This window comes from Mesorhizobium sp. M0500, assembly GCF_040321165.1.
Classification (GTDB): domain Bacteria; phylum Pseudomonadota; class Alphaproteobacteria; order Rhizobiales; family Rhizobiaceae; genus Mesorhizobium.
On sequence record NZ_JAMYRB010000009.1, the window covers coordinates 128,233 to 143,789 of the forward strand.

General features: G+C 62.3%; 15 protein-coding genes. 6 read left to right on the forward strand and 9 right to left on the reverse strand.

Annotation, left to right across the window (positions count from 1 at the left end):
* The first annotated feature begins 90 nt into the window (after positions 1 to 90).
* From metG to NKI70_RS18520, 4 genes are all read left to right on the forward strand, one after another.
* Positions 91 to 1,641 (forward strand): methionine--tRNA ligase, encoded by a 1,551-nt coding sequence (metG, locus tag NKI70_RS18505; RefSeq protein ID WP_023675060.1) that lies wholly within the window; start codon positions 91 to 93, stop codon positions 1,639 to 1,641.
* Positions 1,641 to 2,435, forward strand: a complete 795-nt coding sequence (locus tag NKI70_RS18510) for a TatD family hydrolase (protein WP_352456774.1) — start codon at positions 1,641 to 1,643, stop codon at positions 2,433 to 2,435. Before metG ends, NKI70_RS18510 begins: the two co-directional genes overlap by 1 nt.
* 3 nt (positions 2,436 to 2,438) lie before the next feature.
* The gene (locus tag NKI70_RS18515; RefSeq protein ID WP_352724806.1) at positions 2,439 to 3,257 is read left to right on the forward strand and encodes an MBL fold metallo-hydrolase; all 819 of its coding nucleotides are present in this window, start codon (positions 2,439 to 2,441) and stop codon (positions 3,255 to 3,257) included.
* Positions 3,258 to 3,459: 202 nt separating this feature from the next.
* Entirely contained in the window at positions 3,460 to 4,047 is a 588-nt protein-coding gene (locus NKI70_RS18520) for a hypothetical protein (RefSeq protein ID WP_352724808.1), read from the forward strand.
* Positions 4,048 to 4,149: 102 nt separating this feature from the next.
* On the opposite strand, the gene NKI70_RS18525 is transcribed toward NKI70_RS18520, so the two are convergent.
* From NKI70_RS18525 to NKI70_RS18540, 4 genes are read right to left on the reverse strand one after another with little or no spacing between them, the layout of a single operon-like run.
* The gene (locus tag NKI70_RS18525) at positions 4,150 to 4,704 is read right to left on the reverse strand and encodes a DUF2076 domain-containing protein (RefSeq protein ID WP_352724809.1); all 555 of its coding nucleotides are present in this window, start codon (positions 4,702 to 4,704) and stop codon (positions 4,150 to 4,152) included.
* 32 nt (positions 4,705 to 4,736) lie between these two features.
* Complete coding sequence (locus NKI70_RS18530) at positions 4,737 to 5,444, reverse strand: Bax inhibitor-1/YccA family protein (protein ID WP_352448927.1); 708 nt, start codon at positions 5,442 to 5,444, stop codon at positions 4,737 to 4,739.
* 24 nt (positions 5,445 to 5,468) lie between these two features.
* Entirely contained in the window at positions 5,469 to 6,242 is a 774-nt protein-coding gene (locus tag NKI70_RS18535) for an anti-sigma factor family protein (protein WP_352724810.1), read from the reverse strand.
* Positions 6,239 to 6,772 (reverse strand): sigma-70 family RNA polymerase sigma factor, encoded by a 534-nt coding sequence (locus tag NKI70_RS18540; RefSeq protein ID WP_502896622.1) that lies wholly within the window; start codon positions 6,770 to 6,772, stop codon positions 6,239 to 6,241. Before NKI70_RS18540 ends, NKI70_RS18535 begins: the two co-directional genes overlap by 4 nt.
* 218 nt (positions 6,773 to 6,990) lie before the next feature.
* On the opposite strand from NKI70_RS18540, the gene NKI70_RS18545 reads away from it, so the two are divergent.
* Positions 6,991 to 8,175 (forward strand): amino acid aminotransferase, encoded by a 1,185-nt coding sequence (locus NKI70_RS18545; RefSeq protein ID WP_352724811.1) that lies wholly within the window; start codon positions 6,991 to 6,993, stop codon positions 8,173 to 8,175.
* A 136-nt stretch (positions 8,176 to 8,311) separates the two neighbouring features.
* Positions 8,312 to 9,136 (forward strand): nucleoside triphosphate pyrophosphohydrolase, encoded by an 825-nt coding sequence (mazG, locus tag NKI70_RS18550; protein WP_352724812.1) that lies wholly within the window; start codon positions 8,312 to 8,314, stop codon positions 9,134 to 9,136.
* Between the two features lie 6 nt (positions 9,137 to 9,142).
* Here mazG and hflX read toward each other — a convergent pair whose 3' ends face one another.
* The 5 genes from hflX to NKI70_RS18575 form a co-directional block, all read right to left on the reverse strand.
* Positions 9,143 to 10,534 carry a GTPase HflX gene (gene hflX / locus NKI70_RS18555; protein WP_352724813.1) on the reverse strand — a complete coding sequence of 464 codons (1,392 nt, stop codon included), beginning with the start codon at positions 10,532 to 10,534 and terminating at the stop codon, positions 9,143 to 9,145.
* Complete coding sequence (gene hfq, locus NKI70_RS18560; protein WP_006202172.1) at positions 10,535 to 10,780, reverse strand: RNA chaperone Hfq; 246 nt, start codon at positions 10,778 to 10,780, stop codon at positions 10,535 to 10,537. It abuts the gene before it with no gap.
* 145 nt (positions 10,781 to 10,925) lie between these two features.
* Positions 10,926 to 11,789, reverse strand: coding sequence for a D-amino-acid transaminase (locus NKI70_RS18565; RefSeq protein ID WP_352448933.1), 864 nt, complete (start codon positions 11,787 to 11,789; stop codon positions 10,926 to 10,928).
* A gap of 88 nt (positions 11,790 to 11,877) precedes the next feature.
* The gene (gene ntrX / locus NKI70_RS18570; protein ID WP_352724814.1) at positions 11,878 to 13,239 is read right to left on the reverse strand and encodes a nitrogen assimilation response regulator NtrX; all 1,362 of its coding nucleotides are present in this window, start codon (positions 13,237 to 13,239) and stop codon (positions 11,878 to 11,880) included.
* Entirely contained in the window at positions 13,229 to 15,514 is a 2,286-nt protein-coding gene (locus NKI70_RS18575; RefSeq protein WP_352502927.1) for a sensor histidine kinase NtrY-like, read from the reverse strand. The genes ntrX and NKI70_RS18575 overlap by 11 nt, the downstream gene beginning before the upstream one ends.
* Positions 15,515 to 15,557: the final 43 nt, after the last annotated feature.

Sequence of the window (15,557 nt, forward strand, 5' to 3'; positions counted from 1 at the left end):
GCCACCACATTGGCGTCGGATGGCAATTGCCGTTTCGATGCGATATCTCACCGCGACATCTTTCATTCAGACATTCATGACGGCTCATCCATGGCACGCGAAAAATACTACGTCACGACGGCTATTTCCTATCCGAACGGCAAACCGCATATCGGCCATGCCTACGAGTTGATTGCCACCGACGCGCTGGCCCGCTTCCAGCGGCTCGACGGTAAGGACGTCCTCTTTCTCACCGGCACCGACGAGCACGGCATCAAGATGCTGCAGACGGCGAAGAGAGAAGGTATTTCAGCGCGCGAGCTGGCTGACCGCAACTCGGCCGATTTCGAGCGCATGGCCGTCGCGCTCGATGCCTCCAACGACGATTTCATCCGCACCACGGAAAAGCGGCACTACAAGGCCTCGCAGGCGATCTGGAAGGCGATGGCCGCCAATGGCGACGTCTATAAAGGCGGCTATGCCGGCTGGTACTCGGTGCGTGACGAAGCCTATTACGGCGAAGAAGAGACCGAGGTGCGTGCCGACAATGTCCGCTATGGGCCGCAGGGGACGCCGGTCGAATGGGTCGAGGAAGAGAGCTACTTCTTCCGGCTGTCGGCTTATCAGGACAGGCTCCTTGCACTTTACGAAAACCAGCCCGATTTCGTCGGTCCTGCCGAGAGGCGCAATGAGGTGATGAGCTTCGTCAGGTCCGGCCTGAAGGACCTATCGATCTCGCGCACCACGTTCGACTGGGGCATCCCGGTGCCGGGCGACGAGAAGCATGTGATGTATGTCTGGGTCGACGCCTTGACCAACTACATCACCGCCGCCGGCTATCCGGATCCGGCCAATGAGAGATGGTCGTTCTGGCCGGCAAACGCGCACGTCATCGGCAAGGACATCGTCCGCTTCCACGCGGTCTACTGGCCGGCTTTCCTGATGTCGGCTGGCATCGAATTGCCGAAGCGCGTGTTCGCGCATGGTTTTTTGTTCAACCGCGGCGAGAAAATGTCGAAGTCGGTCGGCAACGTCATCGACCCGTTCGCGATGATCGAGCACTACGGCCTCGACCAGGTGCGCTATTTCTTGCTGCGCGAAGTGCCGTTCGGCCAGGACGGCAGCTACAGCCATGATGCGATCGTCAACCGCACCAATGCCGACCTTGCCAATGGCCTCGGCAACCTGGCGCAGCGCTCGCTGAAGATGGTCGCCAAGAACTGCAGCGGCGCGGTGCCAAAGCGCGGCGAACTGACCGAAGCCGACAGCGCCATCCTCGACCAAGCGGTGGGGGCACTCGCCGTCGCGCGAAAGGCGATGGCGGATCAGGGCATCCATTTGGCGCTGGCGGCGATCTTCGGAGTGGTGGCCGAAGCTGACCGCTATTTCGCCTCTCAGCAACCCTGGGCGCTAAGCAAAAGCGATCCAGAGCGTATGAAGACAGTTCTGTGGACGACGATCGAAGTCGTCCGGCGCGTGACGCTGCTCTGCCAGCCCTTTGTTCCGGGGTCGGCTGCTAAGCTGCTCGACCTGCTGGCGGTGCCGGCAGACAACCGTGACTTTGCGCATGTCCACGCCGACTATGCGCTGGTGCCCGGCACGGCATTGCCCGCGCCGGAGGCGGTCTTTCCGCGTTACGAAAAGCAGGACGCGAACGCCTGATGCTGGTCGACAGTCACTGCCACCTCGACTTTCCGGATTTCGCCGAAGAGCGGGCGGCCATTGTCGCCCGCGCCCTAGCGGCCGGCATCGGCCGAATGGTGACGATCTCGACGAGGGTGAAGCGATTTAACCAAGTGCTTGAGATTGCAGAGACTTTCGATGAGGTCTATTGCTCGGTCGGCACCCATCCGCATAATGCGGCCGAAGAGCTTGATGTCACTGTCGATGATCTGGTGCGGCTCTCTGCTCATCGCAAAGTGGTGGCGATCGGCGAGGCCGGACTCGACTATTTCTACGATCATGCGCCGCGCGACGCACAGGCGCAGGGCTTTCGCACCCACATCGCCGCGGCGCGCGTGACCGGTCTGCCGCTGGTCATCCATTCGCGCGACGCCGACGACGACATGGCTGATATCCTCGAAGAAGAAACGGGGAAGGGTGCCTTCCCCTTCATCCTGCACTGTTTTTCGTCGGCGCGCCGGCTGGCCGAGATCGGCGTGGCGCTCGGCGGCTACGTCTCGTTTTCCGGCATCCTGACCTTCAAGAACTCCGCCGAGCTGCGCGCCGTCGCCGCCGATGTGCCGCGCGACCGTCTGCTGGTCGAAACCGACGCGCCATACCTTGCGCCGATCCCGTTTCGCGGCAAGCGTAATGAGCCCGCCTATGTCGCGCATACAGCCAAGGTGCTGGCCGAGACGATCGGCTTCAGCGAGGCCGAGATCGCTAATATCACCACGGATAATTTCTTCCGGCTGTTCAGGAAAATGCCGCGCCCGAGCGCGCCGGGCGCCTGACGCATGAGCGACCGGTTACGTCTTACCGTCCTCGGCTGCGGCTCATCGCCGGGCACGCCACGCATCACCGGCGACTGGGGCAATTGCGATCCCGCGGACCCCCGGAACCGGCGCACGCGCACCGCAGCGCTCGTCGAGCGGATCGCGGCGAGTGGCGCCCGGACCACGGTCGTCATCGACACCGGCCCGGATTTCCGCGAGCAGATGCTGCTGGCATCGGTCAAGCGCATCGATGCGGTGGTCTATACACATCCGCATGCCGACCATATCCACGGCATCGACGATTTGCGCGGCTTCGTGCTCGAGCAGCGCCACCGGATCGACATCCATGCGGATCAGGCTACCATGCTGCGCCTACGCGAGGCGTTCCGCTACTGTTTCGAAACACCGAAAGGCAGTTCGTATCCGCCGATCGTCAACGCCCATATCATCGACCACCACAGGCCGGTGGTGGTCGCAGGCGAGGGCGGCGCCCTCACCCTCGAACCGCTGCTGCAGCTCCATGGCGACATCACCTCGCTGGGTTTCCGCATCGGCGGGCTGGCCTATTGCCCTGACGTCAGCGACTTTCCGGAGCCGACCGCCAAGCGTTTGCGCGGGCTGGACATGCTGGTCATCGACGCGCTGCAATACACCGTCCATCCGAGCCATCTGTCGCTTGGCCAGGCGCTTGGCTGGATCGAAAGACTGGCGCCGAAGAACGCGGTGCTGACGCATATGCATGTGCCACTCGACTACGCTACGGTAATGGCCGAGACGCCGGCCAACGTCGAGCCTGCTTATGACGGCATGACGATCGAAATCCCTTACGAATCAGCGTGAAAGACTAAGTTTTTACCGCCTGGGTTCCCGAGTTGGATCTCGCGAGGTGCTATCTTCACGTCACATCCAATCGGCCAACTAGTTCCATAATCTATCTTATGCGACTACGCCTATAACATCCGTTGGCGGCGAGATCAGGCCGGTCACTCTTAGACATTCGCAACAGCGCTGTGGGGCAACGGGCATGCTAGGGTTGCGAATCATGAAGACGCTTCCGCTGCTTGCAAGTCTTGCCCTCACCCTCGCCTGCGTGCTCACTGGCGCGCGAGCGCAGGACTTTGATCGTGCGCCAGACGAGAACGACCTGGCTTTCGCCAAACGTGTTGTTGGGTTCGCCGACAATGCTGATCCGCACACCACAGCCGTGAGCTGGAACGGCCTCCAGACACTCTTCGTCGATTACCAGACCGCTGAGGACTATCCGGAACGCCCGCTCGTCGCGCTGCAACGGCTAGCTAACAAATATCGCGCAATCCAGGTCACGATCGGTGAACAAGAGGGCGACACACCGGACATAGCGCTCGGCCTCGCCAACGCCGACCACGACCCGGCAAAGGAACTGATCGTGATACTTTCCTGGGCTCAGATGCACTACGATGTCGAAGGGACGCTCTACGAAGTTCGCATCTTCGATGGCCCCGAGCCAGGCCAGAAGGCGCTGACTCAATTGAAAGCGAGCCGGAAGTTCGATGCCACATGCGACTGCCATTGGCGCGACGGCACAACGAAGCACTTCCGCTTCAAGACGATCGCGGCGGTCAAGGCTGAACTGAAGCGCCTGGGCTATTAGCCGCCGGCGAGGGCTCGCTTCCCGGATGTTGCCCTCGCCACCTCGCCTATGCTGACCCGCAATCGTCACCAGCGCCGGTACAGGCACAGGCTGGGTCGCTCGTCAGAACTCCATATCACCGAAGTCACCGCCATTATCGGAGCTGGAATCGCCTGCCTGATCGGCTTCGTCCGGCTGCGGCGACGGCTGTTCAGTTGCCTTCGCTTCGCTGCCGCCAAACACGCCGGCGATCGCGTTGCCGAGCAGCACGCCGCCCGCCACGCCCATCGCGGTCTGCGCGGCGCCGGCAAGAAAACCGCCGCCTGCCCGCTGTGGCGTGTCCTGCGGCCCTTCAGTTGCAACGGAGGCGGTGCGCCCTACCCGCGGAACCGAGCCTGAGCGCCTGCCGCCGCTGCGGCCGAAGAAGCCGCTGACCGGTCCACCGCCGGCCGGCTGCCGCGCCTGCTCCTCCAGTTCTTCTATGCGCGCCTGAGCTGCGTTCAGGGCCTGCTCCTGCACCACGATCGTCTGGGCCATGTAATATGGCGCCCCAGGCTGCTGGGTGATATGGTCCTGGATGAAGCGCTCTGCTTCGGCATCGCGCGGCGGCGCCTGGCGCTCGGCGCTTGCCAACTTCTCGAAGAGCTGTCCGATCGCTTGCTGATCGTTTCTGTCCATGATGTCCAACTCCGGTCTTGGTTCAACGCCGGCTATTCGCGCTCGCCGGTGAAGTTCAACAGCAGTTGGAAGATGTTGATGAAGTTCAGATAGAGCGAGAATGCACCGAAGACAGCGAGTTTCTGCTGTGATTCCGCACCGAAGTTTTCCGCATACTGCTCCTTGATCGTCTGGGTATCCCAGGCGGTGAGGCCGATGAAGACGGCGATGCCGATCACAGAGATCGCGAATTGGAGCGCGGTCGAGCCCAGGAAGATATTGACGATGCTGGCGATCACCACGCCGATCAGGCCCATGATCAGGAACGACGAAAACTGCGTCAGGTCGCGTTTGGTCGTGTACCCGTAAAGGCTGGTCGCGCCGAACATGGTGGCGGCGATGAAGAAGGTGCGTGCGATGCTGGTGCCGGTAAAGACCAGGAACACGGAAGCCAGCGACAGGCCCATGACCGCGCAGAATGCCCAGAACATCGCCTGGGCGCCGGCTGCCGACATCGCCTGCATCCGAAACGAGAACAAGAGCACAAAGGCCAGCGGGGCCAGCATCACCACCCATTTCAGCGGTGTGGAGAAGATCGGCACGTAAAGGGCGGGCGTGGAAGCCACCACGAACGCGATCACGCCCGTAACGACGAGGCCAAGGCCCATATAGTTATAGACGCGCAGCATGTGCCGGCGCAGGCCTTCATCGTAGACGGCTCCGGCTCGGGCTCCGGCCCCGATATATCCGAGATTGTTCATGTGGTTCTCCTTCTTGCGGGTCGATCAGTAAAGCGTTTTGGCGAGCGCTTCGGCCGTGCGGTCGAGACCGCCGACATCGCTGCGTCCGACGACCGCGTAGGCGACCTCGCCGATCTGGAAATAAGCCGAGGAAACTTCGCCCGAGGGAACGACGGTCGGCTTGACGACGTCGAATGTTCCGGGCCTGATCGCGAACAACGAGACCAGCCCCATCTCTTTCGTCTCGACAGCCATCTCGACGCTCGGTCCGAATTGCGATGGATAGATCTGCACGTCACGGACCGTCCAGTCCGCCGGCAGCGATGGCATCACGATCGCCGTGGCGGCGCGAATTTCGTCGGCATTGTAGTCAGGCGCCTCGAGTTGTGACGACATCGCCTCGCGCACGAGCGTCGTCCGATGCGCCCGGACTGCGTCCTCCACATAGGCGGGCGGATGGGTCGAAGCGACGACTTCCGTCACCGATACCGGTCCGATGAGCCCGTTCGCAAGCCAGCCGGCAGCGACGAAGACAGCGACTGCCGCAGCTCGCTGCAAAGCACCAAGGACGCGGCCGCGCGCCAATCCCCGCTCCAGCCGCCGTGCAGCATCGGCCGTCGCGGGCCGCGCCATGCCTTTCGATCCGGCAAGCGCCACGCGCAATTCGTCACGCATCCGCAGGTCGGACATCACCCGCGCGGCCGCGTCCGGGCGGGCCGAAAGGAACGCCTCGACCTCGATGCGACGAGCCACGTCCAGCTGATCGTCGACATAGGCGTCGAGATCGGCGTCGGTCACGGGATCGCGCAGTTGGTTCATGATCCACCTCCGACGATCTTCAGATGGCCTTTCGCGCGTGCCGGCACCGCGTCCTCCATCTCGCGCAGGGCCGCACGCGCCCTGCCGATGCGCGACATCAGCGTGCCAAGCGGCACGCCACTCACCTCAGCGGCCTGGCTGTAGCTAAGCCCCTCGATGGCGACGAGATGCAACGCCGAACGCTGCTCCTCCGGCAATTCGAAAAACGCTTCGCGCACCTGCGCCAGACGGACCGAATGTTCCTGCGGAGCCTGGACATTCGCCTCGGCGAGATAGCCGGCCTGTTCGATTCGCATTGCTTCGGATTTGCGGGACCGCAGACCGTCGATGAATGCATTATGGACGATCGACAGCAGCCATACGCGAAGATTTCCGCCGGAGCGGAAGCTGCCGCGTCGCTCATAGGCACGCACCAGCGCATCATGCACCAGATCCTCTGCATCGGCGCTGTCGCGCGTCAGCGAGCGTGCATAGCGGCGCAGCGAACCGAGCTGTCCCAGAATATCGAAGCGTGGCATCGGCCGTTTCATGTCCTGTTTACGGAGCAGGTCGGGATGTTAATCCCGCTCTCCCCGAAATTTTCTTACGGCTCGCCGCGTTCTCGTCCTGGGAGATATCGGGCCCGCTCTCGCCCGCCAGATAGTATCGGCCGCCCTCGAGGCAAACCGGCGCCGAGTTGGCGCATATGAAACTGCTGGCAAAGTACGGCCGGTTTGCGTATCACTCCGCCGCCAACGGAACCTTATCGATGTTCGAAAATCTCCAGCCCGCGCCTGCCGACAAGATCCTGGCCTTGATCGGTCTCTATCGCGCCGACCCGCGTCCCGACAAGGTCGATCTTGGGGTCGGCGTTTATAGGGATCGCGACGGCAAGACGCCGGTGATGCGCGCGGTGCGCGAAGCCGAAAAGCGGCTGCTGCAGGGCCAGGATACCAAGACCTATCTCGGCCTTGCCGGCGATACCGCCTTCAACGCGGCGATGGCCAGGTTGGTGTTCGGCCCAGCCGCCGACATGACGCGCATTCGTGCGGCGCAGGCGCCAGGCGGCTCCGGCGCGCTGCGGCTGGTAGCAGAGCTGCTGAAAAGGATCCGCACCGACGCGATGGTCTGGCTGTCGGATCCGACATGGCCGAACCACATGCCGGTGATGCGCGCCGCTGGCCTGCAGACACGCGAATATCCCTATTTCGACGCTGCTTCTGGTGCGGTTCGCTTCGACGACATGCTGAATGCATTGAGAACCGCGAATCCTGGCGACGTCGTATTGTTGCATGGCTGTTGCCATAACCCGACAGGCGCCAATCTAGACATCTCGCAATGGGCTGCCATTGCCGATCTTGTCGTTGAGCGCGGCCTGCTGCCCTTTGTCGACATCGCCTATCAGGGCTTTGGCGAGGGACTTGATGCGGATGCCGCCGGCTTGCGCCTTCTGGCGGCAAAAGTTCCGGAAATGGTCGTTTCCTCCAGCTGCTCGAAGAACTTTGCCGTCTATCGCGACCGAGTCGGTGCAGCGCTGATCATGGCGAAAGGTGGCGCGCAGGCGGATTTGGCGATGGGCCAGATGCTGTCGGCGGCGCGCGCCATGTATTCGATGCCGCCGGACCACGGCGCGGCGGCGGTGCGCATCGTGCTTGAAGACCCCGCATTGCGTTCCGACTGGGAGGCAGAGCTTGAAGAGATGCGGCTGCGCATGCTGCGGCTGCGCGTCCAGTTCGCCGAGGCGCTGCGGCGGCAGTCCAACTCCGACCGTTTCGATTTCGTCGCCAGCCATCGCGGCATGTTTTCCCGGCTTGGCCTGTCGGAAGCGCAAGTCGAGCGGCTGCGCGCCGAGCATGCCATCTACATGGTCGGCGACAGCCGCATCAACGTTGCCGGCCTGCCCGAGGACGGCATGGATGCGCTCGCCAAGGCGATAGTCTCCGTGCTCGACTGATGCTTTTGCTAACTAGGATCTTCCGGAAACCGGCTTCCACTTTCGTATCATGGTCTGGCGGCCCATCTGTGGACAAGGCGCCCTCACCGGCTGAAGCCGTTGGCCGCACAGCCGTGTACAGGATAGCGTTTCCCAGATGAAACCCTCGAAAGACATTTCCCGACTGATCGAGATCATGGCAGCGCTGCGGGCGCCGGAAACCGGTTGCCCGTGGGATATCGAGCAGGACTTTTCGACAATCGCGCCATACACAATCGAGGAAGCCTACGAAGTGGCGGACGCCATTGCGCGCGGCGACCTCGACGATCTGCGGGATGAACTCGGCGATCTCCTGCTGCAAGTGGTCTACCACGCGCAAATGGCCGAGGAGGCCGGCGAATTTTCATTCGGCGATGTAGTCCAGGCCATCACCACAAAAATGATCCGCCGCCACCCCCATGTCTTCGGCGACAACAAGGCGCGCAGCGCCGGCATGGCCAAGGGCATGTGGGAAAAGATCAAGGCAGAGGAAAAGGCGGAGAAGCGCAGTGCTCGCCTCACCCGTGGGCTCGACCCGGAAGACCATGGCAAGGGCTTTCTCGACAGTGTGCCGGTCGCCCTGCCCGCGCTGACCCGGGCGCTCAAGCTGCAGGAAAAGGCCGCCCGCGTCGGCTTCGACTGGAGCGAGGCGGCGCCGATCCTCGACAAGATCGAGGAGGAGATCGGCGAACTACGCGAGGCGCTGGCCAAAGGCGACACTGCGCCGATCAAGGACGAGTTCGGCGACATGCTGTTTGCGGTCGTCAATCTCGGCCGGCACCTCAAAATTGATTCCGAAGCGGCACTCAGTGGCACCAACGAAAAATTCCGATCGCGCTTCCACTATGTCGAGCGGACGCTGCAAGCGTCGGGAAACAGCCTCGAAGAGGCGACGCTGGACGAGATGGAAGCGCTCTGGCATCAGGCAAAAAGCGCGAAGTAAACGCCTCTACCCGTTGTTTTGACGGCGCAATCGGCTTTCGATCTCCTGCCGAGCGCTGTGTGTAGCCTTGAGCGCGACGGTCACGCTGCCATCCTCATTGTCGTCGCGCGAGACGACGTCGCCGTTGCGGTAAAGCCAGTCGACGACGCCGAGTTGGTCGGGCTTGAGTGTGACGGTGAACGTCTCCAGTTCGCCCGACATCATCGTCTCGATGATCGTCTTCAGCGCATCGATGCCCTCGCCGGTTACCGCCGATATGGCGATCGGCGGTGCCTTCTTGCCGTCAGCACCATCGGCAAGCAGCCGCGCCCGGTTGCCCTCGTCGAGCCGGTCGATCTTGTTCCATACTTCGATGACGCGCTTGCTATCGCGGGCATCGACGCCGAGATCGGCAAGGATGCGCTCGACATCTTCGGCCTGCGCGGCCGTATCGGGATCGGAGATGTCGCGCAGATGAATGACGAGGTCTGCCTCGACCACTTCCTCCAGCGTCGCCCTGAAGGCCGCGACCAGATGCGTTGGCAGGTCGGAAATGAAGCCGACCGTATCGGAAAGGATGATCGGCGTGCCGTGCGGCAGGCGCACGCGGCGCAGCGTCGGGTCGAGCGTGGCAAACAGCATGTCTTCGGCCAGCACCCCTGCTCCGGTCATCCGGTTGAACAGAGTCGACTTGCCGGCATTGGTGTAGCCGACGATCGCCACCACCGGAAATGGCACCTTCTTGCGCTTGGCGCGGTGCAGGTCGCGGGTGCGGCGCACAGTTTCGAGCTCGTGCTTCAGCTTGGTGATCTTGTCCTGCAGCACACGCCGATCCGACTCGATCTGGGTCTCGCCAGGGCCGCCGAGAAAGCCGGCGCCGCCACGCTGGCGCTCGAGGTGGGTCCAGCTCCGCACAAGGCGGCCTTTCTGGTAGTTGAGATGGGCAAGATCGACCTGCAGCGTGCCTTCCTTGGTGCGGGCGCGCTCGCCGAAAATCTCCAGGATCAGCCCGGTGCGGTCGAGCACCTTGGCGTTCAACTCTTTTTCGAGGTTGCGCTGCTGTACCGGGGTCAGCGGATGATCGACAATGACCACTTCCGCGTGGCCCTCTTTGACGATCTCAGCGAACTCCGCCACCTTGCCGCTGCCGAGCAAGGTCGCCGGGCGTGGATCGTTGACGGTCACCACCGCCGTGTGGACCAGGTCGAGGTCGATTGCGCTGGCGAGGCCGACGGCCTCGTCGCGACGAGCCTCGGCGGAACGGCTCAGGCGGGGGCGGTTGGTGTCGTCGTCGCCACGAGGCTGCCGGGTAAGCACCGGCACGATAACCACCGCCCGGGTCGGGCCGTTGGCCTCTGTCCCGGTCTGATGTGCTGGTTTTCCGCGAACGCTGCGGTCCGCGTCTTTCTCACGTGCCAATCAGGCGCCCTGGCTTTCCTCACCATCGAACATCTGAACCGGCTGGCTCGGCATGATCGTGGAAATAGCGTGCTTGTAGACAAGCTGGGAATGGCCGTCGCGACGCAGCAGAACGCAGAAATTGTCGAACGAAGTGACCACGCCGGTCAGCTTCACGCCGTTGATGAGAAAGATGGTGAGTGGATTTTTGCTCTTGCGAACTGAATTCAGGAACAGGTCCTGAAGATTTTGCGATCGTTCCGCCATTGTTCTTGTCTTTCGCCGATCCCCTTCGGTTTGCAGGCCAATGCGCCAAATTAGCCGGCGCATGTCAAGCACGCAAACACCATCTTGCCGTCAGTAACGACAAGCAGAACGAGATATATTGATGTTCATTCCATCTGTGCGGTTATCAGGCTGGACTTTTTTCCGCAACGTCAAAAAAGGCCTGCCGTAATGAAACTGTTATCGAGCCCGGGTGGCCGTTGGCGACGGGAGCGCCATCGATCGCCACCACCGGCATGGCAATCGTGGTCGCGGAGCTGATGAAAACCTCGCGCGCGGCCTTGGCTTCAGCCACCGAAAAACCGCGCTCCTCGATCTTCAGGCCGAGCTTGGCGGCCACGTCGAACAGCGTCGTACGGGTGATGCCGCGCAGGATGCCGTGCTCGGCCGGCCGCGTCACCAGCACGCCATCCCCGGTGATGATCCAGGCGTTCGACGATCCACCTTCCTTGACGGTGCCGTCGACATCGACGAACCAGGCCTCCTGAGCGCCGGCTTCCTTGGCTTTCTGCTTGGCCAGCACGTTCGGCAGCAGGCCGACCGACTTGATATCGACCCGATCCCACCGGTTCTCCGGCACCGTGATAACCCGGATCCCGCTCTCGGCCCGCTTCGCGGCAGCTGCAGGATCGGCTTTTTTGGCAGTCACCACCAGCGACGGCTTGGTCTCCGCCGGCGGGAAGAAAAACTCGCGGCTGGCGACGCCGCGTGTCACTTGGACATAGACCAGGCCGTCGACGACATGGTTGCGGCGCACCACCTCGCGCATGACGAGCGGCAGCACGCCGCGCGTGATCGGCCAATCGATCGAGAGTTCGGCAAGTGAGCGGTTCAATCGGGCGAGATGGCGCGGCATGTCGACGATGAAGCCTCGTGCCACCTCGCAGACCTCGTAGACGCCGTCGGCGAATTGATAGCCACGGTCCTCGATATGCACGGAAGCTTCGGCGTGAGCGACGTAGCGCCCGTTCACATACGCAATGCGCGGCATGGCTAATCCCTGAAAGAAGTCCAGCTTTCCTATGCGATTCCAAGACCGCCGTAACCGATAATTGGGTGGGCCACGACTGGTTTGGCTGTCAGACGCCCAGCGACTTCAGCTTGCGGTGCAATGCAGAGCGTTCCATGCCGATAAACTCTGCCGTCTTCGAGATATTGCCGCCAAAACGGTTGATCTGGGCGATCAGATAGTCCTTCTCGAATTGTTCGCGCGCTTCCCGCAGCGGCAGCGCCATTATGTGCTGATCGGATTTGTTTGGAGTGCGCGGCATGACGTCGCCGATCTCGGCAGGCAGGAGATCGGCGGTGATCGGCGCATCGACATCGTCGCCGCGCGCCAGGATCATCAGCCGCTCGACATTGTTGCGCAACTGGCGAACGTTGCCCGGCCAGTTATGCGCCTGCAGCACCGCCAGCGCGTCGTCGCCGATGCGGCGCGGCTTGATGCCGGCCTGGCGAGCGATCTGCTTCATGAAATTGTCGACCAGATAAGGAATGTCCTCGCGACGCTCGGCCAGTCCCGGCACCATGACCGGAACCACGGCCAGGCGATGATAAAGGTCCTCACGGAAACGGCCGTCGGCGATCATGGCTTCCAGGTTCTGCGAGGTCGACGAGACGATGCGCACGTCGACCTTGACCCGCTTGGTGCCCCCTACCCGCTCGAACTGCTGTTCGACCAGCACGCGCAGGATCTTGTTTTGCGTCTCGCGCGGCATGTCGGCCACTTCATCGATGTAGAGAATGCCGCGATGGGCCTCCTCCAGCGCACCGACCTTGCGTTCGACGCCGTTCGATTCGGTGCCGAACAGCTCGATCTCCATACGCTCTGGGGTGATGTTGGCGGCGCTCAGCGTCACAAACGGTGCACTCTTGCGCGCTGAGAGCGCGTGGATGGCGCGCGCGGCCAGTTCTTTGCCCGAGCCGGAGGGGCCAATGATCATGACGCGGCTGTTGGTCGGCGCGACGCGCTCGATGGTCTGGCGCAATTGGCTCATTGCCGATGACATGCCGATGAGGTCGAAAGTCTCGCCGCTGCGCAGCTTGAGATCCGAAACCTCGCGTCTCAATTTGGAGGTTTCGAGCGCCCGTTCGGCAATGAGGATCAGCCTGTCGGCCTTGAATGGCTTTTCGATGAAATCATAGGCGCCGCGGCGGATGGCCGAGACTGCCGTTTCGATATTGCCGTGGCCCGAGATCATCACCACCGGCAGGTTCGGGTGCATCGTCTTGATCTCGTCAAGCAAGACAAGGCCATCGAGCCGCGAGCCCTGCAGCCAGATGTCGAGGAAAATCAGCCTGGGTGCCCGGTCGGCAACCGCCGCAAGCGCGCTGTCGGCGTCAAACGCCGTGCGTGTTTCGTGACCTTCGTCGCTCAGGATACCGGCGACGAGTTCGCGGATGTCTTCCTCGTCATCGACGATGAGAATATCAGACGCCATTACCGACCTTTTCAGTTTCTTTTTCGTGTTCCGTCTTGCCCTCGCCGCGTACCGGAACGGTGGCGGCAACCGGCAGGATGATGCTGATCATTGCACCCCGCCCATCGTGGAAGTCCGCTGGTGCATCGTGCAATTCGAGTCGCCCGCCATGGTCCTCCACGATCTTCTTGACGATAGCGAGGCCAAGCCCGGTGCCTTTCTCGCGTGTCGTCATGTAAGGCTCGAGCAAGCGCTGCCGGTTTTCGCGCGGCAAGCCCCTGCCGTTGTCGATGACGTCGATTCGAATCGCGCCATTCTGACGCCCGGCTTGAATCCGGATTATGCCGTGCGGACGATCCTCTGCATCAAGTCCGTCGATGGCTTCGGCAGCATTCTTGATGACGTTGCCGAAAGCCTGCGCCATCAGCCGGCTGTCGAACGTGCCTTTGAGCGGCTCATTGCCGAAGACGCGCTCGAAGGTGATGTCGGCCCGGCTCACTTCGACCAGGAACGAGGCTTCGCGCAACGAATCGCGCAGATCGATGGCCTTCATTTCCGGTTTCGGCATGCGGGCGAACGCCGAGAACTCGTCGACCATGCGGCCGATGTCCTCCACTTGCCGGATGATGGTGTCGGTGCATTGATCGAAAACCTCACGGTCCTCGGTGATGACTTTGCCATAACGGCGCTTGATACGCTCGGCCGAAAGCTGGATCGGCGTCAGTGGATTCTTGATCTCGTGGGCGATGCGTCGCGCCACGTCGGCCCATGCGGAGGAACGCTGTGCCTGGACCAGATCGGTAATGTCATCGACTGTAACGACGTAGGATTTATCCTCCGAACCGTCGTCGCCGGCTTCTATCGTGATCTGTACGTTGAAGGTCCGTTCAGTGCCGGCACGATAGAAGGTGACCTGTTCGCGATAGACCGGCTTGCCCGACTTGCGGCCGATCTCGAAGACGCGGCCGACATGCGGCAGCACGGCCGAAAGGTTCTGCCCAAGCGCTGCCGTGGCGGATATGGCCAGCATCGTTTCGGCCGAACGGTTGACGATGGTGACGATGCCATATGGATCGACGCCGATGACCCCGGCGGTGACGCCGGCAAGCACCGCCTCCGAAAAGCGCCGCCGCTCGTCGATCAAATCCTTGGCCGACAGGATCTCGTTGCGCTGCGATTTCAGTTCCATCAGCATCTTGTTGAAGGTGTCGCCGAGCGAGGCGACGTCACCGTCGGAGGGGCGGACAGGCACGGCTACGTCGAGATTGCCGGTAGCGACCTCATCGGCCGCGCCGATGAGCTGACGAATCGGCCGCACCAGGCGGTCGGCCACCGCAATGCCGGTCCAGATGGCGGACAGGATGATGATCAGCGTCAGCGACAGATAGGGAAGCGCGAAAGCCACTTGCGAGGTGCGGCGATTGTCTTCGAGACCGCGATATTCGGCGGTGTTGGATTTGACGATCTGCCGCGCCTTGATCACCTCGGGATCGACGAGGCGGATGGTGTAGAGATAGAGGCCGTCGATCTCGCGCAGCTTGACGATGGCACCCATGATGTTGCGGGTGCGCGGTTCTATCAGCACCGGCTTGCCGTCGGCAGCGCTTGCCACGGCGCCCTCAGGCGGCTCCGGCATGGCAAAGTCCGCGTCGGTCTTGGCGCTCATAACGAAGGAACCATCGGGCTTGATGAGTGCTGCGTGCGCCAGCGAGCGTCCCACCGCCTCCTTGTTCATGAGGTCGAGAAAACCGGTACGATCGAGGCCGTAAAGCGTGCGCGAAGCGTCGAGGTCGTAAGCCATCGACAACGTCGTGCCCTGAAGATTTCGCGCGTTTTCCTGCACATAGGCGTCAGCGATCGACAACGACGAATTGACGATCGTCTTGGTGCGGATCTCGAACCAGCGGTCGAGGCCGATGTCGAGCGTGATCGACGCGATGATCGCCACCATGATCGCGGGGATGGCGGCGACTAGCGCAAACATCGCCACTATGCGCACATGCAGGCGCGACGCAGCCTTGCCATGCCGTCGTGCCATCAGGATGCGATGCACCTCGCGGCCGACCAGCAAGATCAGAAACAGGACGAACGCCGCATTAAGCGCAATCAGCGCCAGCGTCGTCCTCGCGTCGGGCGTGATCGGCGTCGCGCCGACCAGAATGGCGAAGGAGATCGCCGCCGTCACCAGCGCACCGGCAACGGCGATCACGCCCGGCAGCGCAAGCAGCCGGCGACCGTCTCGCGCGCCCGTATTGCTGAAAAGCGATTTGCTCAGTGTCGGTGCGTGCAGGGCCATGTCGCCGTCTAGAGCCATTGATTGCGTCGGATGTATGCAACGC